The organism is Sphingomonas sp. PP-CC-3A-396, from assembly GCF_004343105.1.
In the GTDB taxonomy this organism is placed as follows: Bacteria; Pseudomonadota; Alphaproteobacteria; order Sphingomonadales; family Sphingomonadaceae; genus Sphingomonas.
In genome coordinates, this window is record NZ_SLYF01000014.1 from 17,178 (window position 1) to 40,316 (window position 23,139).

A 23,139-nucleotide genomic window follows, 5' to 3' on the forward strand; every position below is an offset into this window, starting at 1 on the left:
TCCGGCGCGACCCGATGAGGTTCGTCGTCAATATGTCCAGCGTGGCGGCGCACCCGACCGGGCTCGGTAGCTATGCGACACGTATCTGCGACCATATCGTGCGCAGGTATGACTGCAGCGTCATCGCGCCGCCCTATCTTGCTCTTCCCGAAGGCGTAGTGCGCATCGCCGTTCCCGCATCCGTCGCGATGGGCAAGAAGAAGCGATCGCGGCTGGCGCACCTGTTCGGCCTCGTCCAGCGGCAGCTTTTCTATCTGAAGGGTCCCTTCAGGAAGGGCGACTTCGTCTACAGCCCGACCCATCACGGCTTTTTCAACACGAAGAACCAGATCGTCACGATCCACGATCTGATCGCGCTTCATTTTCCGGACAATTTTCCCCGCCAGACGCAGTTCTTCAAATCGGTGATGCCGCGCTTGATCGCCCGGTCACGCGCGGTGTTCGTCGTCTCGGAATTCACGAAGCGTGAGGTGCTGAATTTTTTCGATATCGACGAAGGCAAGGTTTTCGTCGTTCCCAACGTCTTCGATTGCCGCGACGTGCAAATCGCTCGCCCAGCCGACAAGCGGGATTTTCTCCTCGTTGTGGGATGCCACCTGCCGCATAAGAACATCGAAGAGATACTGAAGGTCGCGGCCTTGTGGTCGGACCGTTACGTGCTGAAGATCGTCGGGGCGACGGGATATTATGGCGATCGTATCCGCGCACGTGTCCGCGAGATGGGGCTGGAGACCAACGTCGAATTTCTGCCGTTCGTGGCGGAAGCCGAGCTCGATCTGCTCTATCGCCAGGCTGCGGCATTGCTCTATCCGTCGACGATCGAGGGTTTCGGCCTGCCACCCCTCGAGGCGCTGGCACGCGGTACGCTGCCGATCGTGTCCGATATCCCGGTCCACCGTGAGGTCCTGGGCGAGGCTGCGATTTTCGTGACGCTGGGCGATAATGCCGCTTGGGCAGGGGCCTTTGATGCGATCGAAGCGCGTAGCCCGGCGCTCGCTGCGTCGCCGGCGCGACGCGATGTGCTCGATCGCTACAGTGCCGAAGCGGTCGGTCGGCAGTTCGATACGGCGCTACTGAGCGTCGCTCCTGACTTGCGGTGTCTCCGGCGCTGACCTATCCGGTCGGCAACACAGATGGTGAAGCGCATGAACCGTAATCAGATCGCAGAAATCGTCAGGAACCGGCTGAGCGAGTCCTTCGACGATATCCAGGCCCAGTTTCGACGGACGTCAGGCAATATCGGCTATTTCTACGTCGACGACCTGTTGCCCGAGAGTGTCGCACACGCGATCCACGATCAGTTTCCCAGCCCCGAGGGGATGAAGCTGAAGAAGAGCCTGCGTGAGTATAAATACATCGCCGCGCAGATGGATCAGTATGATCCGATCCTCGAAGAAGCGATCTACGCCTTTCAGGATCCCGGTGTGGTCGAGCTGGTCAAGCAGGTCTGCGGCATGGCTTCGGCCTATCCGGACGAGCATCTCTATGCGGGCGGCATATCGATGATGGGCAAGGACCAGTTCCTCAATCCCCATCTCGACAATTCGCACGACAAGGATCGCGAACGCTGGCGTGTCCTGAACCTGCTCTATTATGTCGCGCCCGATTGGAAGCGCGAGAATGGCGGCAACCTCGAGCTCTGGCCCAACGGCGTCGGCGGTGAACCGATCACGGTCGAAAGTCGGTTCAACCGGCTGGCGGTGATGGCGACGCACGGCAAGTCCTGGCATTCGGTCAGTCCGATCGCGGTCGACCGGTTCCGTTGCTGCGTCTCCAACTATTATTTCGCCGACGAGGCGCTGCGCGAAGACGACAGCTTCCACGTCACGTCGTTCCGCGGACGTCCCGAACAGCGCGTGCGCGATCTGGTGTTGCGGGCGGATTCCGCGACCCGGATGCTGGTCCGCAAGGTCAAGTCCGACGGCGTCGTCGAAAACCCACACGTGTACAAGCGATAGGCCGAACTGCCTGCACCGACGGTCATGCGGTTGCGAGCCGTGGCCGTCGGTCGAGGTCTTGATCGCGCGTTGCCGACGGTCGAGCCGTGCTTCTGGCAGGAATATTGAGGAGCGATGGACATGACGACGGCCGCATCTGATCTGCGGCACGCACGGCGTGTCTGCTTCTTTGCGCATTATGATCGGTTCGGTGATGTCGCCGATCATGTGCTTCTGTACCTGGATGCGCTTGCCGAAGCGGGGTTTTCGGTGGTCGTCCTGTCGAGTGCGACACTGGACGAGGCTGTGCAGGCCCGGTTGCGTGGGCATTGCCACACGCTGGTGATGCGCGCAAATGCAGGGCTCGACTTCGGAGGATGGAGCGAGGCGGTACGTCGGTTCCTGCCACTCGAGGCTGAGTTCCTGCTGCTCGCCAACGATAGCGTCTATGCGCCGATCACGTCGCTCACGGCCTTTGTCGACCGGCTGACCGCCGTGCCTGCCGACGTCTATGGCGCGATCGAGAGCCGCGAGCATGCCCCGCATCTCCAGAGTTGGTTCCTGCTGTTGCGTCCTGCCGTCTACAATTCGGCGACGTTCCGCGATTTCATGAGCGCACCGGTAGATCTCTCGCTCGACAAGGACGCGATCGTACTTGCGCGAGAAGTTGGTCTGACCAGAGTGCTCGATGCGGCTGGGTTCGTCCGCCATGCCGCTTACGATCTAGGACAAGCCGGACCAATCGTCCGGCATCGGCCGATCAATCCCAGCCATCTGATCTGGCGATACCTGGTCGTGCAGCAGAAGATGCCGTTCATCAAAGTCGATCTCTTGCGCTTCGATCCTGTGCGGGTCGGATCGGCCACGCACTGGCGTGCGGTCGTCGAACCACGCAATCCCGTACTGGCAGAGGCCATTGCCAAGGATCTTCGTCGTTTTTCTCCTGCGCGGGCGGGTAACGTATGGGAGAGGCTCGTCTGGTCGGTTGATCGCTACCCTACCTACTGGCCTGAAATGCAAAGTTTTATTGCGCGCGATCACGCCTTTACGAGGCGTCCGATCGCAGCAGCCGTCAATACGGCCGGCTATTTCCTGATCGAGACCGCAGGCAAGGTCGTGCGCAAATCCGTGCGCGGCTTGCGCCGGCGGGCACCATAGCGAGCCTGCGCCGAATCGACCGACGAATGCCCTTACCTCGAACGATGGACTTTTAGTGTGGATGAGATCGCAGCGACGCGCAGGAACCTGATCCTAACCATGGTGGCGGGGTCGGTGCTGAGTTCCTCTGCCGTGCGGGGACAGGACGGGGCAAAGGTCGGGCAGGGGCCTGCCGGACAGTTTGCGGCGCTTTCGGGCAGGATCGCCACGCCAGCCGCCTTCGGGGCGAAGGGCGACATGACGACCGACGACACCGCCGCGCTGCAGGCGTGTCTCGATACGGGGCTACCCGTCATCATTCCCGAAGGGCGTTTTCGGATTACACGCGCGCTTCAGTTGAAGCCTGGTCAGATCGTCGCGGGGCTTGCGCGGGTCGGATCGGGCACCGGTGCTGCGATCGTCAATACGACGCCTGGCGGAGGCTGCCTATGGTATACGCAGGATACGGCGATGGGGCGGCAGCCGATGCCGATGATCGCCAACCTGTTCCTGTCCGCTGATTTTCCCATCCGTTTCAACGATCCAGAGCGCGGCCAGATCGGCGATGGTGCCCGTTCGAATATCCCTTACGGCGTTTCGCCCCTGGTGCGCGGTTGCACGATCGTCGCCCGCGATCGTGGCACCGGTACCGGGATCGCATGGACGAAGATGTTCGATGGCGCGATCGAGGAGTGCGATATCGAAGGGTTTTCGACCAACATCCTTCTCCAGGGCTGCGACCTCAATGCTGTCCGCCGCAATCGGTCGGTCCTGGCGAGCCGCTATCACGTTCTGGATCTGTCGGTTGAATCGTTCGGGTCGCAGAATCTCGTCGAACACAATGATCTGCTCCAGGCGGGCAGCGACGCCTGCATCTTCGTCAAGTCTTCGGCGCGCCACGCGCGTATTCGCGACAATTATCTCGAGCATGGCTTCACCGGAGCGTCCGATGCCTCGGTACGAAGCTTTACAGGGTTTATCGATGCCTCCTCGATCGATGCGCCGCATCTGGGCGTCAACCGCGGTGGCGAGCGGTTTACCACGATCGTGGCGAACAACCGGATCGACGGCGTCAAATACGCGCGCGACTTCGTCTATCGCTATGAGCCGTTCGGGCAGACATGGGGCGAAATCGTCGACCCCGGCACGACCGGCGAGCCGGTATCCGCCGGCGCCGTTTACCTCAAACTGGTCGATCAACGTGGCCGTAACGCCGATGCGGTGCCGTTCCTCTTCAACGAGATCAACACCTGCGCCTTCGCCTTCCGCTCCCCCGGCTTTGGTCGCTGGAACGGCTATGCCACGAATACCGATCTGGCCTCGGCGATCGACGGGACCAATTGCAGCATGTTCGGTCCTGTCCTGTTCGGCGACGAGGCGCATCGCTTCGTCATGGCGCGCGGCAACCGTATCGTGATGCTGAACGGCCTGCCATCGCGGGCGTCCTTCTCTTTTGCCCCCAACGACGAGCGGTTCATGCCAGGGCATCGCTATCGCTGTGTCCTGACCGCCCGCACGGTCGCCGGGCAGGAGGCATTGACGATCGGCGCGCTGGGCGCTGGGGGCAGTGCCCCGCAGTCCTTCACGCTATCGCCCCGCTTCGCGCGCTTCAGCTGGGACATGGTCGTGCCCGCTGCGTCGCCGGACCGGCATGGCTTTTACCTTGGGCGCAGCAACAATGGGCAAGAGATCGAGATCGAGCGGATCGAGATCGTGAAATGCTTCATCGATGAACTGCCACGGATCGAGGGCGCCAGTGCAACGCTCGTTTTGACAGGGACCGAGGGCGAGATCGTCGTCGAGGCAGAAGACGGCCAGGGTCGTCGCGCGATCGCAGTCTATCGCCTCGTCCAAGGCCATCTACAGCCCTTGTTCGCGCGATCCGATGACGAGGCTGCCTTGAGCATTCGCGCGAACTGGCGCGCCCCGCATGTCGGCGTAGCGGTTGTCGGCACTGCAACGCGCAAGGCGATCCATATCGGCCGGACCGCCGCCTGACAGGCTGTCAGGTTCGGGTCTTGAGTGCCGAAGCGATGGTGGTCAGTCGCAGCCGCGTCGTCGCCCAGCGCTCGCGCCTGGCGACGTAGCGCAGCAACGCCTTCGAGGTCAGCAAGGGAAGTTGGGCAAGGGTCGCTGCGGTTCCGAGATGCTTGCGCAGAAACAGGATCTGGTTGCCCTGATACATCCGGACCGAGAAATCCGAATTCTCACCCTGTGTCAGGGTACTGACCTTGTGCCGGATCGTCGGCGCCCGCAGCACGGCTATGGGAATGCCCGCTGCCTTGCAGCGCAGGCAGAAATCCGCGTCCTCCCAATAGACGAAGAATTGCTCGTCGAGCAGGCCGATGCGATCGAACACGGCGATAGGCACCAGCAGCGCACAACCGGGTGCGAAATCGGCTGGCCAGCTTGGCGCATCGCCAGGCGGGATGTGCTCGCTGGCATGCGGCTGGAGCGCGCCGCGGCGCCAGGTAAAGCTGCCCCCCGCATACCAAGCGCGTTCCGGCACGTCGTCGTACAGGACGACGGGCGCAAGGATGTCGTTCGGCATCGCTTGCGACGCATCGGCGAGGCGGGCCATGAAGTCCGGACCGAACACGGTATCGTTGTTGAGCAGCAGCACCGCGTCGAACCCGGCATCCCGAGCCAGGACGATGCCTTGATTGGTTGCTGCGGCGAACCCGACATTTTCGTCGTTTACGACGACCGTCACGGTGTCGTCGCGCCACGCGCGGACCATGGCCACGCTGTCGTCGGACGAGGCGTTGTCGATGGCGATCAAGTGCCAGTTTTCGTCAGTCTGTGCCGACAGCGATGCCAGGAAATCAGGCAGTACCGGCACGCTGTTGTAGAGGACGGTGGCGATCGCGATGCGAGGAGCCAGACGATCGGCCGGGGAAGGTAAGGACATTGGGTACCTATTCGACAGGCGGATGACCGAGCGCGGCCAGCGTTGCATGGATCTGCTCGAGGTTCTGTACGCCGCTATATTTCCCGAAAAACGAGCGTTTGAGAAATGGGTAGCCTGCTTCGATCAGTGCGAAGGGCTCCTTCAGCACCAGGTCGAGGCCGAGGCCCGTATCGTACCACCACCAGGCACCGACCGTCATCCTGCGGCTCGCAACCCGGGCGAAGCGGGTCTCCTGTCCGAAGACGACATCCTGGAAGCGGTCCAAGCGCCAGCGCAACGGAAAGATCGACCCGAGCGATCGCAACACCGACGGCGTGACGGCACGCAGCTGGAAGGCATAGCTCTGAATGTGGTTCTCGAACAACGATGCGGCCGTGAACCCGCTCAGCTCCCAAGGCGCTTCGGCCAGAAGGCGCTCGAAATCGCCGAACGGACCCATGACGGAATCGTTCATCACGAACACTTCGGCGCCCGGCGCGCCTTGCGCGATCGCATGCAGTCCGATCGCGTAGCCCGAAAAATCATAGCCCGGCAGAGCCTTCCACCACAGCGCATCGACCATATCGTGCAACGCATCAGGGACGAGGGACAGGGTCGGCGCGGCGACCACGACGAGCAGTCCGGCATCGCGCTCGCGCAGCCTTGCAAGCGTGAAACGATGTGCGGGGGTCAGTTGGCCATCGGGGGCCCACAGGAAATAGACCGACCAGCGTGGACGTGGCGTGACCGGTTTGAGTTCGCGACGTTCGGGGGCTGGACGCAGGCTGCGGACGATAGCGCGCAGTCGACCGGCATAGGCACGTGGCCAGGGACGCGACCGCTCGAACGTCCAGGGCGACACGGTCCCCGGAACGGGGTGGACGGGCAAGGTGTGGGGCGATGGCATGGCGACGCTCTGGACCAGCGCCTGCCCATTCGCAAATGCTGCCACGCCGGATCGACCCGAGACGGGCGGAACCCGCATCGGCTTGAGGCGGGTGGAACCCGCACTGGCTTGAGGCGGGCGGAGCGGCCTACTAGGACGATCGCGTGCCGGCGAACCGTCGGCGATGGACAGCAGGACTCACATGGCCTTTTTTCGGCGCGCCTTTGCCGCGCTGCCCGTTCAGCTCCAGCGCCCGATCGTACGGGCGATGAAGCGGCGTCGGCAGGACACCCGGCTGCAATCGGTAGCGACGCTCACGCAGCAGGCTCTGGGTGACTTGCGTCCGATGCGGACGATCGCCGATCCGGCGCTGCCGCCCCGGATCATGCTGGTGATCGACAGCATCGTTCCCGAGCAGTTGATGGGCGGGGCGGGTACCGCGCTGCTGTTGGCGGTTTCACTGGCACGCGCGCGGAATTGCGGCATCTGCATCGTCACACGCCAGCAGCGCCACGACCTGCCGGCCTTGCATGCGTTGCTCGATCTTCAGGGATCGGCATTCGATGGACCTATCGAGGTCCGCCACTTCCAAGGAGCCTCGGGCGATGCGCCTGTCCCGCTAGGACCCCAGGACTTGGTTGTTACCACATCCTGGTGGAGTACCTGGTCCGCCCGCCACGCGATACCGCTCGAGCAGATCGTGTACCTGCTGCAGGAAGACGAGCGGATGTTCTACCCGGGCGGCGACCAGCAGCTGCTATGTGCGGAGGTACTGGACGACACGCGGCTGCGCTATGTCGTCAATACCGAGCTGCTGCTGACCCATTTCCGTGAAAGCGCCACGGCAGGCCCTGCTGCCAATGGGATCGCGTTCGAGCCCGCGTTCCCGGCGTCGATCTATTACCCGATCGAACATGGCGGCCGGCGCAACCTGTTCTTCTATGCTCGGCCCAATCATCCTCGAAACCTGTTTCTGCGGGGTATCGCGACGCTGGAGCATGCCTTTGCCGAAGGCCTGTTCCCCGTCGAGGAATGGGACGTGCATTTCTTTGGTATCGATGTGCCCCGCATCGATATCGCTGGCCGTCCGATCCACTATCACGACACCGTGCCCTGGGCGGATTATGCCCAACTGGTGCGTACCGCCGATCTTGGTCTGTCGCTGATGTATACGCCGCATCCGAGCTATCCTCCGCTCGATCTGGCCGCGAGCGGTGCGGTGGTCGTTACCAATCGGTTCGGGCCGAAGGGGCGCAGGAACGACTATTGCGACAACATACTCTATGCCCCGCTGTCGATCGACGGGCTGCTAGATGCGCTCAGAACGGGTGTCGAGCGGGTACGCGACACCGAGACACGGCGTGCCGCCTTCGATCGTGCTACGCTGGGTCGCGACTGGGCTGCGAGCTTCGCTCCGGTCGTGGCGGCGCTGGCTGATGTAGCGCGACCCGGCACACGGCCCGGCGCGCCATCGTGAACGACCAGGCATGGGCGCAGGTCGACCGCGAACGCCTGCAGCATGCGCGTCGTTTGTGCCTGTTCGCGCATTACCATCAGGATGCGATCGTTGCTGAGCATGTCCTGCACTACCTCCGAGCGCTCGCGGCAGCAGGTTTCACGATCCTCGTCCTGTCGACGTCGCCACTGTCCGAAGAGGAATGTGGCAAGCTGCGCGCGGTCGGAGCCGAAGTCGTCCTGCGCGAAAACCGGGGCATGGATTTCGGCGGATGGATCGAGGCATGCCTGTCCCTGTTTCCGATCGAAGCCGAACTGCTGCTGCTTGCCAACGACAGCGTTTACGCGCCGCTCGGCGACCTTCCTGCCTTTGTCGAGGGCCTGATCGATACCGATGCCGATTTCTATGGTGCGCTGGAATCGCTCGAGGTGGCGCCGCATCTCCAGAGCTGGTTCGTGCTCCTGCGCCCGTCCGCCTATAATTCCGACGCCTTTGTCGCACTGATGCGCAAGCCCATGCCTGAGATGGACAGCAAGCTCGCGCTGGTGCTGCGGTACGAGATCGGCCTGACCCAGAATCTGACGGCTGCAGGGCTGCGCTATCACACGGCCTTCACGCTAGCCGGCCGCGGCGGTATCGCTGGCGTGCTGCCCTACAATCCCGCCCATCTGCTTTGGCGTCCGCTGATCGAGGCTGGCGTGCCGTTCCTCAAGATCGAGGCGCTGCGGCTCAACCTGATGCGGATCGGGAATATCGGGCAATGGCGCGATGTGGTTGCGCATCGTGCCCCGGACATGGTGGCGCCGATCAAAGAGGATCTGGCCCGCCGCGGGGTCGCGCGGCGACCCGGTGTGCTTTTGATGAGCCGGTCGCGGCCGATCTACTGGCCTGAGCTACGTCCGCTGATTTTGGCGGACTATCGCGCGGGGGGTATGCGTTCCACGCTGTTGCTCGCGCTCGGCCGTGCCGTAATCGCTGCGATGTGGGTGCCGCGCTGGGGGATCGCCAAGGTCATTGGGGTAAGAATGAAGTTGCAGCGTCGCAGCTGACGCACCGTCAGAACGGCCTCATGCCATGCTTGCGCACATACCGCGCAAGGCTGCGCAAATGCTGCCGCCCGCTCCGGGACAAGGGTCCAGAGGCACTGGCGCGTTGATGGTCGTGGATCAGCACGGCGTCGACCGCAGCGACGACCCGCCAGCCGGCATCGGCGACGCGCTGGCATAGATCCACGTCCTCCATGTAGAGGAAGAAGTCGGTATCCATGCCTCCGACCGCATCGAAGGCGGCGCGCCGGACGACGAAACCGGTCCCCATGACCCAATCGGCAGCAAAACTGTTTCCAACCCAGTTGCGCGTCATCAGGTGACGCGCGTCACGTCTAGCGAAAGGCGCAAGGCGTTTCAGCGGCGTGCGCCGTATCGCTACGTCGATCAGGCTGTAGAAGCGCCGCGCCGAATATTGCCGGCTGGTATCGACATTACGCAGATCGAGACCGACGATCCCGATCGTGGGGTCAGCACGGAGCAGCTCGATCGCCTTGACGAACGACTGGTCGACGAAGCGTGTGTCGGGATTCAGTATGAGCACGAATTCGCTATGCGTGTGCGCCACACCAAGATTGACGCCGGCGCCAAACCCTTCGTTGTCCTGCGTGATGACGAGCGGAATTTCCGGCAGTTCGGCCTTCAGCCGCGCTGCAGAATCGTCGCCCGAGCCATTCTCTACGACGACGATTCGAGCATCAGGCAAGATGTCATGCTCGCGAATGGAGCCGATGCAGCTGACGACCAGCTCGGGCGTGCGAAAATTGACGATGACGGCATCGCACGCACCGGCATTGTCTCGATCTGGCAAAAACGTCATGCGGCCTGCTCACTGTCATACCCGGCCGGCGAGCTCGGTTTCCTACGATCGGCGAGCAAGCCCAGAAACAGATAGGCTACGATAAGCATGAAGACGGTAGCGGAAAAATAGCCGACGCCTCTGACGAACATCTCGACCGAGAAGCCGACGATGAAGCTGTAAGGCGCTATTATTGTCAAATCCGGGATGACTTTGCTCAATGCCTCCTTGCGAAGACGCAAGGACAACTTTCCGACGACTGCCGTAAAATAGAGCGTCAGCCCTATGCCGAAAATGCCGAATTCACTGACGATCTTTGATACGCCAAATCCGCCATCGTATACGTTAAGGGAATCGCCTCGGGTAATGGCATAGATGACGTTCGAGGCTAGGCTTTTCATGGGAATGACGCTGAGTTGCTGGAAGCCCATGCCCCATCCGGATGTCAGGCCGAAGCTGTCGATCATGAATTCATAGCCCTGGATATACACAAGGGCGGAAAGATTGGTTGTATCAGCCGATAGATCGAGACGGGCCAGATAATAGGTCAAGTCCATGCTCAAGGCGGCACCGGCTACGACAACCAGCAGGATGACGATCTGCCACAGCGGAGCGGTGATCAGCGCGACCAACGCAAAGCCGATCAATACCGTCAAATTCTGCAACAGCAGCGCGATCAACAACCCAAGTACGAGCCATATCGCCCTGCGGAAACTACGTGCGCGAACGCAGCCGTCCAGAAGCAGGGGGGTGAATACCAAGGCAAAGTGGGAGTGCTCGGTGAAAGGAAAGATCGCTTTTTCAGGGATACTGAGATCGAAGCGGCGGGGTTCGAGATGAACGATCGACAGGATCGCCACGAGGACCATGGCGATCCTGAGCCAATGCAACGCGCGCTGGAGCGCTGTGTCGGATAGCTCTGCCAACCATTGTGCGACGAAATGTGCCGCCAGGATCATGCCCAGCAGCAATACCAAGGACGATGCGAACCGCCCCGTGCTGGCGGGGATCATGTAGCGCGCAACGAAAAAATGGCCGCAGATCGCTGCGACCAGAATCGCTATCGCAAACACTCTGATCCGAAAGCGGACGACCGGCGCCAGGAACAGGCTGGCAAGCGCAGCCATGATGGCCGTGCCGACCGCCTGGGATGAGGTCAGGAACAGATACGATACCGCGGACGGCGTCGCGAGAATGACCCCCAGGAGAAGCGCAACGAAGAGCGGCGTCCGGATAAAGCGCTGGTAACCGCTCGACGTGCCGACCGAAATCTCGGTCGTGGTAATGCTCGTCATCGCTCGATGCGCTGCACGACAATTCGATCAATCCATGGATCGCTGTCGACGGGGTCGAACGATGGCGTGTTGCGTATCGTTATCCACTGCGCAGGGCAGTTGGCGGGTACGGTGAACGTTCCTTGCATCACCGCAGGTTTGGCGCCGGCAGCGGCAAAAGGCATCGAAGCCAATGCACGATTGTTGGAAACGCACATGATAGTCAGCAGGGGGCGCGTTTCGCGTTCCTGACGCACGTTGGCCGTATCAGCTGCCAGGCGATACTGCCCCGGCACGAGCAGCAGCAACTGTCGTGCGACGTCATTGGCCTCGGTTCCTGTTACGGTCAGCACATTGCCGTGCGGCCAACCCGTGCGCGTTTCGATGATCCCCGAATAGGTAGGCTCGCTGGCAATGGTCCAGTCAAACGGCTGAAGTCGGTTCGCCCGCTCGAAGCCAGCATTTCGAACCGTCTCGTTCGGTCCGCCGACCGATCGGCTATAGAGTGCCCGCGCATTTTCATACGCGCCCAGTGCAACCAGGCGATTGAGCGCCATGGAAACGAATGGAGCCTGTCCAGGGTCCCGGGCGTCAAACGCCATGACGTTTGCAATGTGGAACAGGGTCGCGGGGTTTTCGCCCTGACCCATCAACCTCTGGTAAAACTCAGGGAGCCAACGAGGCTGAGTCTTGAGCAGTTTGGCAAGCTCGTTTGCGACGTCGGTCTCTGCCGAAGCAGCAATGAGAATGTTGCCTAGCATTGCCCGGCTCTTCACCGACACGTTCATGGCGATATCATAGTGGTGCAATGCGCCCCGAATATCGCCGCGCGTCACATTGGCTTCGATCCAATAGAGTTCGGTGGGCAGATCGCGCCGCGACAGACGGGCAGCGTAGGTGAAAGCGCGGCGAGCCGCTTCGTTGTTCCGCGCCGACAACGCGCTCACGCCGATCGCACGTGCCGCACTGGCCTGAACCGGAGAACGATTGAGCGCCTGTTGCGCCAACGTCCGTGCTTCGGCGATCGCAGCGGCATCGGTCGGATTGTTGGTCGCAAGCGAGGTGCTCAGTACGACCTTCGCAGCAGAACTCCACGGCGCCCACTGTAACGCAACCGTGGGATCACGCCTGGAAAAGACGCCGTCGAAGGACACTGCCATCGACAGCCAGAGCAGAAGGACGAGTAGTAGCCCTAACGCCCCCTTGTAAGCGATGCCGGGAAAATGGCGGGACGTGGAAGTCATCGCGCGGACCAATCGTTAAGCAGGCTTCTTGGCGGTATCGCCGTAACCATAGCCATAGCCATATTCGTAACCCGAGCCGAACAGGCCGCGCTTCGTATCGAACTTGGTCAGTACCGTCCCGAAGATACGCGCATTGGCATTCTGCAACCGGCCGAGTGCGACCTTGGCCATCGATACGTGCGTTCCGCTGGCTTCGATGACGAACACCACGCCTTCGACCGCACTGGCGATCAGGGGGGCGTCTGCCAGGCCCATGACAGGCGGAATGTCGAACACGACATGATCGTAACGCGACAACAGTTCGCCGATAAGCGTGCGGAAGCGATCGCCCGAAAGCAGTTCCGGTGCGCTGGGCGGTTGCGGCCCGGCCGTCATGATCGCCATCGGCTCGTTCGGGGCGCGGACGATCAGATTGTCGAGATCGTCCTCGCCGGTCAGGTAGTTGCTGAAGCCCCGGTCGTTGCTGAGGTTCAGGAGGTGATGCACCGACGGCGAGCGCATGTCGCCGTCGACGAGCAGCACACGGCGTTTGGTGCGACCCAGCGACTGCGCGATCGCAAACGCGGTGGTCGACTTGCCTTCCGCTGCACGCGAACTGGTAACCGCGAGCGAGGAGGGGAAGCCGCGATTGGTCGAGAAGCCAAGATTGGTCTGAACCGATAGATAAGCTTCGCTGATCGCGGTCTTGCGATCCCCCAGCAGCGCGATCGGATCGTCTGCGAGCTTGGGGATCGTGCCCAGCAGAGGGACGCCGAGCGCACCCTCTACCTGACCTGGATCGGTGACGCCCTGATCGATCTGCTCGAGCAGGAAGGCTGCCAGGGCACTGAGGCCGATGCCGAGAACCAGCGCGATGGCCATGTTCAGCAGAAGCTTGGGGCTGGACGGCGAGCTAGGCAGTTCAGCCGTATCCACGACCGAAATATTATTGACCCCGACACCGCCTGCGACGCCGATCTCCTTGTAACGCTGAAGCAGGGCATCATAGAGCTGGCGGTTTGTATCGACCTCACGCTGGAGAATGTTGTACTGAATGCTGCGCCGGCGGAAATCGAGAACACCCGATTTCAGCGTCTTCATACGCTGTTCGAATTGCGTTTCCCGGCGTTCGGCTGAAACGAACGATTCCTGCAACGTCCGCTGTACGCGGCTGACTTCCTGCGCGATCGAACGGTCGATCTGCGCCATCTGCTGGCGTAGCGCGCGCGCCGGCGGATAGCCGGGCTCAAACTGCGCCATCATCTTGGCATATTCGGCAGCCTGTTCGGCACGGCGCTGGCGCAGCGAATTGATCGTCGAATTGGACAGTGCCTCATCGACAGCACCGCCATTGTTAAGGCGGCTTTGAGCGCGGACACGATCCGCGACGGCACGGCTAAGATCGCCATTGGTGCTGGCAAGATCTTCAGCAACGATCGAGCGCTCGCCACCGCCTTGTGTACCGACAGGTCCAGGCAGATTTACGATTCCTTGGCGGGATGCGTAATCGACGAGCTGGCGTTCGCTATCGTTGATTCGCGAGCGCAACTGGACGAGGCGTTGCTCCAGGAAGTTACGCGCGTAAGACGTGGCATCGTACCGGCGCGCCAGCGTCATGCGGATGAAATCGATACTCCAGGTATCGATGACACGCTTGGTGAGCGCGGGATCGGTACCGGTGAATTCGATAGTGACTAGACGCGAGAAACGTTCCGGTTCGACCTTGAACCGCTTGAGAAGATAGGCAGCCGCTGCGCTGGTCCGGTTCCGGCGTTCCTGAGCGGAGATCGAAGTGGTCGGCGTGGCTGCATCATTGTCTTCGACAATACCTGCCGCCTTCAAAAAATCGATGTTGCTGTATAGCGCTAGATCGTTCGCGACGCGCTCCGCCAGAGACTTCGAACTCAACAGGCCATATTGGGTCTGATAAAATTCCTGATCGGCAATATTGTCGCTGCTGGTCGCGCCCTCGACTTTCACGAAGCTTCCAGTTTCGCGCTGGATTTCGAGCACTGCCGACGCCGTATACTTGCGCGTTGCGAGCAGCGAATACAGCAACCCTACCACCAGAAGCGCCGAAATTATGACGGCGATGAGCGTGCGCCGCCGTTGGACGACGGAAAGTATTTCGGTCAGTGCCGAAGGCGCCGATCGTTCCTGTAGGTGCGGCGTAATGGTTCGGGGCGCGGTTTGGTCCGCGGCACCGACGCCCTGCTCGATCATCCTGTTCATGCGATGTATCCGTAATTCTCGGGCGGTCAGTTCAGGATGGCGATCAGGGGGCCCGTCAGAAGCGCAGCGCTGCTGATGAGGGTCTGGACCAATCGACGGTTGGCGTCGTCGCCTACGAAGATGATATCGTTCGTAAAGACTTCGGGATCCGCATATTGGCCGCGCCGGATGGCGCGCAGGTCATAGACTCCGGCCATTTGACGGTCCCCAACCTTGCGGAACACGACCACGTAATTGGTGTTGGCGTAATCGGTTACGCCCTGGGCCGAGGCGATCGCCTTCTGCAGGGTCATCTTGCCAAGGACCGGATACAGGCCGGGAGTCTTCACCTGTCCGTCGACGGTGATGATCTGGTTGGTCGTATCGGCGTTCACGGTAACTTGGGGATTGCGGACGAAACGCCCCGTCAGACCTGCTGTGATAAGGCGCGACAGATCGGCCGGCGATTTACCAGCCGCATCGATCGTGCCGAGCAAAGGCAGCGAAATCTGACCGTTCGCATCGACCTGGAGCGTGCGGGTCAACTCGGGAACGTTGTAGACTTCGATCACCACCTTGTCGCGCGGGCCGATCAAATACGGCCTGCGTTCGAGGATCTGGTCCGCATCGGTTGGTGCCGGGAGATCGGAGAACTCCATGACCGTAAGCTCGGATCGCCCGATCATCTTGTCGGGGGATGCACATCCCCCGGAAAGGAGCAGAAGGAACGCAGCTGCTCCAAGCCGAATATTCATACGTATCAAACCCCCACCGTGCAGGGCGCACGAGGCTGGCGGGTGCCTAGCGACCTGGCGCATGTTTTGCAATTCAACGTTCGCTCTCAACGATGTTTGGCGGACGACGGGACCCGTCCTCAAGCCACATGCATGCGAGCGCAAAGACCGCCGTGATAATCGGCGTGCGAACGGGATAATCGGTGATGCTTGCCAGAATCAGACCTAGGATCAAGACCGCCGACAAGCGTGCGTAGATTGCCGGTAGGCCGCGTTCGTTATTGCGAAACAGGGCGATACACCGCTGCACGAACCAGCCGGCAAACACGACCATCACCGCTATGGTCAACAGCCCACCCGACATTGCCAGTTCGAGCACGTCATTATGGGCACGATTGAAATAGGTCGGGGTCAGCAAGGCGTCGGGCTCATAAGCCCTGAAGAGGGGTTCGAAGGCGCCATATCCAATGCCTACCGGGAAAAAGTCCTTGAGCATGTGGATCATAACGGGTGCAGCCAATATGCGTTTTTCGGCGCGCAGTTCGTTGGTGTCGAGCAGGCGGCTGATCGATGTAGCCTGATCGTTAGACACCATGTAGCCGATAACCGCCACAACCAGGACGACGACCGCAAGCGCGGCGTAGGTCACGATCTGTGATCGCGTATTCCCAAGGCGGCGCTTCAGGCTCACTCGCAGGATCCACGGCAATAGCAACAAAACCCCGAAGGTCATGATAAGGCCCGAGCGTGACCCAGTCAGGATAATGACGGGCAGGGACAGCAAGATTCCACCGACGACCATTGCAATGCGTATGGGCAAAGCGATTTTGCCTCTGCTACGCAATCCCCAGACGCTTAGCGGAGCCAGCGCCAAGGCGAGGAAGACTGCCTGATGATTACGGTTGGCGAATAGTCCAACGGGCAACCCTAGCGAGGTGGGGCGATAGAGATAGGCAGGGCTGTTGCCGCCCCCAAGAATTTGTACGAGGCCTAGCATGGCGCTGAGCGCAGCGATTCCAACGAGCCACGGTAACAGGCTCAGCCGCTGTGTGCGGGTCAATCGCGCATAGCCCAGAACGACGACTGCCGCTGGAAGAAGCGCGATGAGCGCGTTGAGCGTTAGATCTGGGTATAAGGATATCGGGCGCCAGCCTGCCGCAGGTCCAGCAAGGCTGATCGATGGCGCGAGTTGGCCATGGCCAGGAAGCGAGAGCCACCACTGTGGTGGAAGCGGAATGAGTTGGACCGCGATAGTTGCTGCAAGGAGCGTAAGAAAAATTCTCGGCGCGCGGGAGATTGCACGATCCTCTCCACCTGCAATCAGCAGCACACCCCCAAGGATCGCTACGACGATGGGTCGCAACAAAAGAAGGGTGCCGGCATCAGGGCGAGAAGAACCGCCCAGCAATGCCGTCGCGACGATCAATGCGGCAACCAGATAGAAGTGTACGGAACTGCGCCAAGCTCCGGCTTTGACCCCAAGCATTATAATTGTCTTTCACATCGCTCGTAGAGGCGGCCTCTAGCGAAATTTTCGTAAGTTCGGAAGCCGTGGCAAGCTCCTAAGCCGCTCGATCAGTTGCAGGCGCTTGGACGGGGCAATCAGTAGCGACCGCAGGCTATCTCCGTACCGACCCTTATCGAACAACCTGATTAGGTATGCGACGGCAGAGATAATTCCTCGTCAATGCCCATGACGCTTGATCCCGCGCCTGCGGAGACGGTCGCGGTGGCGCTCAATCCTCATTTTGATGACCACCGGTATCGCTATGACCACGATGATGGCAATGATCGCGTATGCAATGGTTTCTCGCGTTATCTCGATCATCGTAAGCCCTCGCGTAGGATCTCGTTTTATCATGTCTTAAGCTCATAACTGGCTCGGAGACAATTCACACCCATGTCGACAGGTAGACATGATGTGCAAAATCCGATTGCCGTCTTCCTACTATCATTCCTGCAACAAGCATGGAGCAAGCTTCTGATAGCTCGAACCTGTCGCTACGCAGCGAGCACGCCAACAGACGCCCGGTCACGATAATAAGAGATCCGCTCGGTTAGCGGGAGAGCTTGCCCCAGCCGAAGGAAGCGCTGGCGATCAGGGCAAAGCAGCATGATTCCATCGGAGTGAACAACCGGCGTGAGGTGACATGCTTGCTGACCGAGCTTCCATAGGTGCCCGAGCCGGGTGCAGGCAATGGTAACGAGATGGGCAGAACCATCCTGACGAAGCAGCTTGCCGTCTTTCTATGCACGTCCGACAAGCAGATCGCCGTCTCTTGTTTCCAGTAATGCGATATTGCGGTCGCCAAGGCGCGCGGAACCGAGCAGGGTGGAGCGCTTGCCAAAAGGCCATTCCAGCGGAACACAAGGATCCAGAGCAAGTCGACAATGGCAGCCATCAGGCGAAAACCGAACCGCAGCGACGATATGTGATGATGTACGCGTTGATGTCCTGAACGACGACGTAGGCAGTGCCGACCATGATGCCGATAGTGACGCAGGAGATGGTGCTGCGTTCGCTGCCCGTGGCCAGATCATAGTCGCGGCCCAGACAGCGGGCAGGGCCGGTTGAGATGTTCACCCCTGAGATCGAGGCAGACCAGCGCGCGGCGCCCATCCAAGAATTTCTTGATAGCGGAACAGTCGGGCGCAGCATCGTCCGCGGATAGATGGACGGCCAGCCTTGAGGCTATCGAGGCCGAGCTAAAGGCGCTCGACGGGCGTCGGCCGTCGACAAAAACCAGTGTGCGGAATCTGGTGAAATTTAGATGCCGTGATAGTCGCGGTACCATTGGACAAACCGCGGAATCCCTTCGACTATCGTCGTGCGCGGTTCGAAGCCAAGGTCTTGCTGGATCGCGTTAATATCGGCAAAGGTGTCGCGCACGTCGCCGGGCTGCATCGGCAGCAGACGGCGCTCAGCGGAGCGACCGCATGCCTGCTCGATTAATGAGATCATCTCGCCTAAATTCTCCGAACGGCTGTTGCCAATATTGTAAATCCGGTGCGGGCTGACGCTGCCGCCCGCCTTAACCACACCGTCGTCAGCCGGAGGATTATCGAGGCAGGCGACGATGCCGGCGACGATGTCGTCGATATAGGTAAAGTCACGTCGCATCTGCCCCTCGCCGAACACGTCGATCGGACGGCCGTCGAAGATCGCCTTGGTGAACAGCCACATGGCCATATCGGGGCGCCCCCAAGGGCCGTAGACAGTGAAGAAGCGCAGGCCAGTCTGCGGCAAGCGATAGAGATGCGCATAGGTTTCGCTCATCAGCTCGTCTGCCTTCTTGGTAGCAGCGTAAAGCGACAGGGGCTGATCGACGCGGTCCTCGACGCGGAATGGCAGCGTGTCGTTGCCGCCATAGACCGAAGAGGACGAGGCATAGACGAGATGCTTGACCCGTCGGTGCCGCCCGACCTCGATCATGTTCAGATGGCCAGCAAGGTTGGCCTGAAGATAGGCGCGGGGATTTTCAATCGAATAACGGACGCCTGCCTGCGCGCCAAGATGTACGATACGGTCGAAGTCTTCATCATCGAGCGCGGCGTCGAGCTCAGCGTGATCAGAAAAGTCGACCTGTTTAAACGCGAACCTGTCGCACGTCCGGCCAAGTTCGCCCAGCCGTGCATGTTTCAACATGACATCATAATAATTGTTGAGGCTGTCAATACCAAGTACCGTGTCGCCGCGAGCGAGCAGATGGCGGCTGAGGCTAAAGCCGATGAACCCGGCGGCACCGGTAACGAGGACGCGCATTAAGTATCTCCTGAATCTATCCCACTTTAGGGGAGTACCACGGTACCCGGCAAGTGCTAGAGGACCGCTACATTGTCCAGAGCTTGACCCCAGCAGGTGTTTGCCCGGATGTTGCGAGCGCGTTTTTCAAATCGACGATACTCCCTCCGGTTGCCAAAAGCTTAGCAAATCGACCAAATTCCCGAAGGAGTTCGCGGTGAGGGACCGCTAAGACAATGAGATCGTATGTATCACTAGGCGCAAGTATCATTTCCAACCCGTGTTCGCGTAAAGCCTCCGCTGGCGAGACAATCGGATCATGGACGTCAACTTGGTGGCCGAGGTTGCGAAAGGCCGCGATAAGATCTGCAATCTTGGAATTGCGGAGGTCGGGCACGTCTTGTTTGAACGCAAGGCCAAGTACGAGTATTCGGCCGGCACCTGTCTTGTGCCAATCGTGCACGTCTTTCGCCACCCATTTAGCCATGCCGTCGTTCATGTCGCGCCCCGCCAAAATGATGCGTGGATGCGAACCAAGTTCAGTCGCACGATGCGCCAGATAATAAGGATCAACTCCGATACAGTGCCCCCCCCACCAGACCGGGCTCGAATTGTAAGAAATTCCACTTGGTTCCGGCTGCCGCTAGCACATCCCAGATCGACAGGTCCATCTTCGCGAAGATCTGCGTGATCTCGTTGACGAATGCGATGTTAATGTCGCGTTGCGCGTTCTCAATTACCTTGGCCGCCTCGGCAGCCTTAATCGAAGCGGCACGAAATACGCCTCCGCTTGTCACCTGCCTATAAAGATCGGCGACCGCGTCCAGCACCTGCGGTGTCTGGCCGGATACAACTTTAGTGATTCGATCGATAGTATGTTCGCGGTCGCCGGGATTAATCCGTTCGGGTGAGTAGGCGAGAAAAAAGTCGTCGCCGCACGCGAGGCCGCTGATCCTTTCCAGCTCGGGGCCGCATATCTCCTCGGTCACTCCGGGATAGACAGTGCTCTCGTAAATAACGATGGAGCGCCGGCTGAACCGCCCCGGGTCTGCCGGAGGCCTTGGGTTGTGAGTCATGCTGCCATATCGATGTTGTCCGCGGCAGCATAATATTGATCTTCGGCTTCGGCAGGCGGGATGTTGCCGATGGGCTCCAGCAGCCGACGATGGTTGAACCAGTCGACCCATTCGAGCGTGGCGTACTCGACGGCTTCGAAGCTGCGCCAGGGTCCGCGCCGGTGGATCACCTCGGCTTTGTAGAGGCCGTTGATTGTCTCGGCCAAAGCGTTGTCGTAGCTGTCGCCGACACTGCCTACTGACGGCTCGATCCCGGCCTCGGCGAGGCGCTCGGTGTACTTGATAGACAGGTATTGCGACCCACGGTCGCTGTGATGGATCAGGCCGCCCCGATGGGTCGGACGGCGATCGTGGAGCGCCTGTTCGAGCGCATCCAGGACGAAGCCGGCGTGCGCCGTCCTGCTTGCGCGTCAGCCTACGATCCGTCTGGCGTAGGTATCGATGACGAAGGCGACGTAGACGAACCCTGCCCAGGTCGCGACATAGGTGAAGTCCGACACCCAAAGCCTGTTCGGCGCTGGCGCGAAGAACTGGCGGTTGACGTGATCGCGCGGGCACGGCGCCGCCTTGTCGCTGATGGTCGTACGCACCGGCTTGCCCCGGATTACGCCTGCCAAGCCCATCTCATGCATCAGCCGTTCGACGGTGCAACGGGCGATTACGAAGCCCTCCCGCATCATCTGCCGCCATACCTTCCGCACGCCGTAGACCGCAAAGTTCTCCGCGAACACGCGAGCGATCTCGGGCTTAAGGATCAGATCCTCACGCGCCCGTGCCGACAGACGCGATGGATCCTGTCGCTGCGCGACGTGCTCATAGTAGGTGGATGGGGCGATCGGCAGGACACGGCAGATCGGCTCGACCCCATAGGCATCGCGGTGATCGTCAATGAAAGCGATCATCGCCGGAACGGGCGGTCGAGCTCCGCCTGCGCGAAATATGCCGATGCCTTGCGCAGAATCTCGTTGGCTTGCCGCAGTTCACGGACCTCGCGCTCCAGCGCCTTCACCTTGTCCGCCACCTCGGTCGGGACACCACCGCGCTTGCCGCTGTCGACCTCGGCCTTCTTCACCCACTCATGTAGCGTCTGCGGAACGCAGCCGATCTTTTCGGCGATCGATACCACGGTCGCCCACCTAGAAGGGTGATCCCGCTCGTGATCGAAAACCATCCGCACCGCTCGCTCGCGTACTTCTGGCGCAAACTTGTTGGTCGTCTTGCTCGTCATGGCTCCACCTTCTCAGGAGTTGGAGCCTCCGACAAACCCGGGGCGGTTCAGACGCCAACCCGTGCGCCGGACAAGCAGGAGATTGCGGGATATTGCCTGCCGTGCGGTCGCAGCTCTAGTACTGCCGTCGAGATAGGTTTCCGGTTTCGATAATATGGATGGCCGCTGGTCGATCACCTCGCTGGCATAAACGACGTCCGAAGTGTCTAGGTCGGACGCCCGGGCGCTAAACGACGCGATGCAATTACAAAGCCTAACGTAGCGTATGCGAAATTTGGCGGGTTTATTCCGATAAATGACATTCTCGGAATAAAGAATCTGGGCACAATATCGCGGAATTGCTATGCGCGCTTGGTGCACACACCCGGTGTGACCCAAGCCGGAGCAATTGCGCATGAGCGACGACCTCGACGACACCGCGCTGACGCGGATCTCGTCGACACCGTTGATCCCGTTGTTGTTGGACGAAGAGATTGAAGCTGCACGGGCCTACGTTGCCGCAGCGCGTGCGCCAGCGACGCGGCGTGCGTATGAATCGGATTGGCGCATCTTTCTCGCGTGGTGTGCGGCGCACGCGATTGATCCGCTGCCGGCCGCGCCTGGCGCAGTGGCGATCTTTCTGTCAGGCGAGGCGCAGGAAGGCGCACGGCCATCGACGATCGGGCGGCGTCTGGCGGCGATCGGCTACATGCATGCGCAGGCGGGGTTGGATCCACCGCAGCAACAGGCGGGTGCGATCGCGATCCGCAATGTTGTGGCCGGGATTCGGCGCACCCATGGCGTCAAGAAAGTGCAGAAGCGTGCCGCGGACGGTGACATGCTACGCGATATGTTGCGTGCCTGTGATGGTGACAGCATACGCGATGTGCGCGACCGGGCGCTGCTCGCGATCGGCATGGCTGCAGCGTTGCGGCGATCCGAGTTGGTTGCGCTGAATATCGACGACGTCGCGATCACGCCCGATGGGTTGTTGATCACGATCCGCAAATCGAAGACCGACCAGGAAGGCGAAGGCGCGACGATCGCGGTGCCCGAGGGTCGTCGGATCCGACCAAAGGCGTTGCTGTTGGCGTGGATCGCCTGTGCCGGGTTCGGCGACGGCCCTGTATTCCGCAAGCTGACCCCCCAAGGGCGGATTACGGCCAAGCCAATGAGCGACCGGGGCGTTGCGCTGGTAGTAAAAGCGCGTGCCTCGGGCGCAGGCTATGATTCGGCGCATGTTGCAGGCCATTCGCTGCGCGCCGGCTTTCTGACCGAAGCGGCCAGGCAAGGCGCGACCGTGTTCAAGATGAAGGAAGTCAGCCGGCATAAGTCGCTGGAGATTCTGTCGGACTATGTTCGAAACCACGAACTCTTCCGTGACCATGCAGGGGAAAGATTCCTATAATCAGGTGCTTATATCACTTAGGGTCAGGACCCATTGATATGAGAGGCGCGATCTGATTCAGGCTCCGTGAGGAGAGCGTGGATGAGCGACCTGTACTGGCTGACGGATGAGCA

General features: G+C 60.7%; 21 protein-coding genes, 1 pseudogene and 1 other annotated feature. Of the genes and pseudogenes, 7 read left to right on the forward strand and 15 right to left on the reverse strand.

Features of this window, described 5'->3' with window-relative positions; translation table 11 throughout:
- Window positions 1-14: 14 nt before the first annotated feature.
- The 4 genes from C8J40_RS19260 to C8J40_RS19275 all read left to right on the forward strand — a co-directional run bounded on the left by C8J40_RS19260 (window position 15) and on the right by C8J40_RS19275 (window position 5,072).
- Window positions 15-1,112, forward strand: coding sequence for a glycosyltransferase family 1 protein (locus tag C8J40_RS19260; RefSeq protein WP_132898400.1), 1,098 nt, complete (start codon window positions 15-17; stop codon window positions 1,110-1,112).
- Window positions 1,113-1,145: 33 nt separating this feature from the next.
- Window positions 1,146-1,958 (forward strand): 2OG-Fe(II) oxygenase, encoded by an 813-nt coding sequence (locus tag C8J40_RS19265; RefSeq protein WP_132898401.1) that lies wholly within the window; start codon window positions 1,146-1,148, stop codon window positions 1,956-1,958.
- A gap of 120 nt (window positions 1,959-2,078) precedes the next feature.
- A complete protein-coding gene (locus C8J40_RS19270; protein WP_165911534.1) occupies window positions 2,079-3,095 on the forward strand; it encodes a rhamnan synthesis F family protein in 1,017 nt (338 codons plus the stop codon).
- A gap of 57 nt (window positions 3,096-3,152) precedes the next feature.
- On the forward strand, window positions 3,153-5,072 hold the full coding sequence (locus tag C8J40_RS19275) for a glycosyl hydrolase family 28-related protein (protein ID WP_132898403.1): 1,920 nt from the start codon (window positions 3,153-3,155) through the stop codon (window positions 5,070-5,072).
- A gap of 7 nt (window positions 5,073-5,079) precedes the next feature.
- Here the strand turns inward: C8J40_RS19275 and C8J40_RS19280 are convergent, their stop codons facing one another.
- Both C8J40_RS19280 and C8J40_RS19285 read right to left on the reverse strand, forming a co-directional pair.
- Window positions 5,080-5,985, reverse strand: a complete 906-nt coding sequence (locus tag C8J40_RS19280) for a glycosyltransferase family 2 protein (protein WP_165911535.1) — start codon at window positions 5,983-5,985, stop codon at window positions 5,080-5,082.
- A 7-nt stretch (window positions 5,986-5,992) separates the two neighbouring features.
- A complete protein-coding gene (locus C8J40_RS19285) occupies window positions 5,993-6,871 on the reverse strand; it encodes a hypothetical protein (RefSeq protein WP_165911536.1) in 879 nt (292 codons plus the stop codon).
- Window positions 6,872-7,052: 181 nt separating this feature from the next.
- Between C8J40_RS19285 and C8J40_RS19290 the strand changes: the two genes are divergently transcribed.
- Entirely contained in the window at window positions 7,053-8,327 is a 1,275-nt protein-coding gene (locus C8J40_RS19290) for a hypothetical protein (protein WP_132898406.1), read from the forward strand.
- Complete coding sequence (locus tag C8J40_RS19295; RefSeq protein ID WP_165911537.1) at window positions 8,324-9,355, forward strand: rhamnan synthesis F family protein; 1,032 nt, start codon at window positions 8,324-8,326, stop codon at window positions 9,353-9,355. Before C8J40_RS19290 ends, C8J40_RS19295 begins: the two co-directional genes overlap by 4 nt.
- 7 nt (window positions 9,356-9,362) lie before the next feature.
- Here the strand turns inward: C8J40_RS19295 and C8J40_RS19300 are convergent, their stop codons facing one another.
- From C8J40_RS19300 to C8J40_RS19350, 13 genes and pseudogenes are all read right to left on the reverse strand, one after another.
- Window positions 9,363-10,172: a glycosyltransferase family 2 protein gene (locus C8J40_RS19300; RefSeq protein ID WP_132898408.1), complete on the reverse strand. Its 810-nt coding sequence runs from the start codon at window positions 10,170-10,172 to the stop codon at window positions 9,363-9,365.
- Entirely contained in the window at window positions 10,169-11,446 is a 1,278-nt protein-coding gene (locus C8J40_RS19305; RefSeq protein WP_132898409.1) for a hypothetical protein, read from the reverse strand. The genes C8J40_RS19300 and C8J40_RS19305 overlap by 4 nt, the downstream gene beginning before the upstream one ends.
- Entirely contained in the window at window positions 11,443-12,669 is a 1,227-nt protein-coding gene (locus C8J40_RS19310) for a hypothetical protein (protein ID WP_132898410.1), read from the reverse strand. Before C8J40_RS19310 ends, C8J40_RS19305 begins: the two co-directional genes overlap by 4 nt.
- Before the next feature lie 15 nt (window positions 12,670-12,684).
- A complete protein-coding gene (locus C8J40_RS19315; RefSeq protein WP_132898411.1) occupies window positions 12,685-14,880 on the reverse strand; it encodes a polysaccharide biosynthesis tyrosine autokinase in 2,196 nt (731 codons plus the stop codon).
- Window positions 14,881-14,906: 26 nt separating this feature from the next.
- A complete protein-coding gene (locus tag C8J40_RS19320; protein WP_165911538.1) occupies window positions 14,907-15,455 on the reverse strand; it encodes a polysaccharide biosynthesis/export family protein in 549 nt (182 codons plus the stop codon).
- 232 nt (window positions 15,456-15,687) lie between these two features.
- Window positions 15,688-17,019: an O-antigen ligase family protein gene (locus tag C8J40_RS19325; protein ID WP_165911539.1), complete on the reverse strand. Its 1,332-nt coding sequence runs from the start codon at window positions 17,017-17,019 to the stop codon at window positions 15,688-15,690.
- A 258-nt stretch (window positions 17,020-17,277) separates the two neighbouring features.
- Window positions 17,278-17,421 carry a hypothetical protein gene (locus C8J40_RS20475; protein ID WP_165911540.1) on the reverse strand — a complete coding sequence of 48 codons (144 nt, stop codon included), beginning with the start codon at window positions 17,419-17,421 and terminating at the stop codon, window positions 17,278-17,280.
- A gap of 229 nt (window positions 17,422-17,650) precedes the next feature.
- A complete protein-coding gene (locus C8J40_RS19330) occupies window positions 17,651-17,995 on the reverse strand; it encodes a hypothetical protein (protein WP_132898414.1) in 345 nt (114 codons plus the stop codon).
- A complete protein-coding gene (locus C8J40_RS19335) occupies window positions 17,995-18,252 on the reverse strand; it encodes a hypothetical protein (protein WP_165911541.1) in 258 nt (85 codons plus the stop codon). The genes C8J40_RS19330 and C8J40_RS19335 overlap by 1 nt, the downstream gene beginning before the upstream one ends.
- Before the next feature lie 108 nt (window positions 18,253-18,360).
- Window positions 18,361-19,356, reverse strand: coding sequence for an NAD-dependent epimerase/dehydratase family protein (locus tag C8J40_RS19340; protein ID WP_132898416.1), 996 nt, complete (start codon window positions 19,354-19,356; stop codon window positions 18,361-18,363).
- Between the two features lie 67 nt (window positions 19,357-19,423).
- On the reverse strand, window positions 19,424-19,834 hold the full coding sequence (locus C8J40_RS20850) for a UDP binding domain-containing protein (protein WP_243693509.1): 411 nt from the start codon (window positions 19,832-19,834) through the stop codon (window positions 19,424-19,426).
- A gap of 70 nt (window positions 19,835-19,904) precedes the next feature.
- On the reverse strand, window positions 19,905-20,411 hold the full coding sequence (locus tag C8J40_RS20860; protein ID WP_243693510.1) for a hypothetical protein: 507 nt from the start codon (window positions 20,409-20,411) through the stop codon (window positions 19,905-19,907).
- Window positions 20,408-21,639: pseudogene (locus C8J40_RS19350) on the reverse strand (IS3 family transposase). Before C8J40_RS19350 ends, C8J40_RS20860 begins: the two are co-directional and overlap by 4 nt.
- Window positions 21,239-21,355, reverse strand: a sequence feature (AL1L pseudoknot). Its footprint overlaps the pseudogene before it by 117 nt.
- Window positions 21,640-22,033: 394 nt before the next feature.
- On the opposite strand from C8J40_RS19350, the gene C8J40_RS19355 reads away from it, so the two are divergent.
- On the forward strand, window positions 22,034-23,026 hold the full coding sequence (locus C8J40_RS19355) for a site-specific integrase (protein ID WP_132898417.1): 993 nt from the start codon (window positions 22,034-22,036) through the stop codon (window positions 23,024-23,026).
- Window positions 23,027-23,139: the final 113 nt, after the last annotated feature.

Coding starts and splice junctions, on each gene's coding strand:
- C8J40_RS19260 (WP_132898400.1), top strand. CDS start 15: ATGAGGTTCGTCGTCAATATGTCCAGCGTGGCGGCGCACCCGACCGGG.
- C8J40_RS19265 (WP_132898401.1), top strand. CDS start 1,146: ATGAACCGTAATCAGATCGCAGAAATCGTCAGGAACCGGCTGAGCGAG.
- C8J40_RS19270 (WP_165911534.1), top strand. CDS start 2,079: ATGACGACGGCCGCATCTGATCTGCGGCACGCACGGCGTGTCTGCTTC.
- C8J40_RS19280 (WP_165911535.1), bottom strand. CDS start 5,985: ATGTCCTTACCTTCCCCGGCCGATCGTCTGGCTCCTCGCATCGCGATC.
- C8J40_RS19285 (WP_165911536.1), bottom strand. CDS start 6,871: ATGCCATCGCCCCACACCTTGCCCGTCCACCCCGTTCCGGGGACCGTG.
- C8J40_RS19290 (WP_132898406.1), top strand. CDS start 7,053: ATGGCCTTTTTTCGGCGCGCCTTTGCCGCGCTGCCCGTTCAGCTCCAG.
- C8J40_RS19300 (WP_132898408.1), bottom strand. CDS start 10,172: ATGACGTTTTTGCCAGATCGAGACAATGCCGGTGCGTGCGATGCCGTC.
- C8J40_RS19305 (WP_132898409.1), bottom strand. CDS start 11,446: ATGACGAGCATTACCACGACCGAGATTTCGGTCGGCACGTCGAGCGGT.
- C8J40_RS19310 (WP_132898410.1), bottom strand. CDS start 12,669: ATGACTTCCACGTCCCGCCATTTTCCCGGCATCGCTTACAAGGGGGCG.
- C8J40_RS19315 (WP_132898411.1), bottom strand. CDS start 14,880: ATGAACAGGATGATCGAGCAGGGCGTCGGTGCCGCGGACCAAACCGCG.
- C8J40_RS20475 (WP_165911540.1), bottom strand. CDS start 17,421: ATGATCGAGATAACGCGAGAAACCATTGCATACGCGATCATTGCCATC.
- C8J40_RS19330 (WP_132898414.1), bottom strand. CDS start 17,995: ATGGCTGCCATTGTCGACTTGCTCTGGATCCTTGTGTTCCGCTGGAAT.
- C8J40_RS19335 (WP_165911541.1), bottom strand. CDS start 18,252: ATGCTGCGCCCGACTGTTCCGCTATCAAGAAATTCTTGGATGGGCGCC.
- C8J40_RS19340 (WP_132898416.1), bottom strand. CDS start 19,356: ATGCGCGTCCTCGTTACCGGTGCCGCCGGGTTCATCGGCTTTAGCCTC.
- C8J40_RS20850 (WP_243693509.1), bottom strand. CDS start 19,834: ATGAACGACGGCATGGCTAAATGGGTGGCGAAAGACGTGCACGATTGG.
- C8J40_RS20860 (WP_243693510.1), bottom strand. CDS start 20,411: ATGACTCACAACCCAAGGCCTCCGGCAGACCCGGGGCGGTTCAGCCGG.
- C8J40_RS19355 (WP_132898417.1), top strand. CDS start 22,034: ATGAGCGACGACCTCGACGACACCGCGCTGACGCGGATCTCGTCGACA.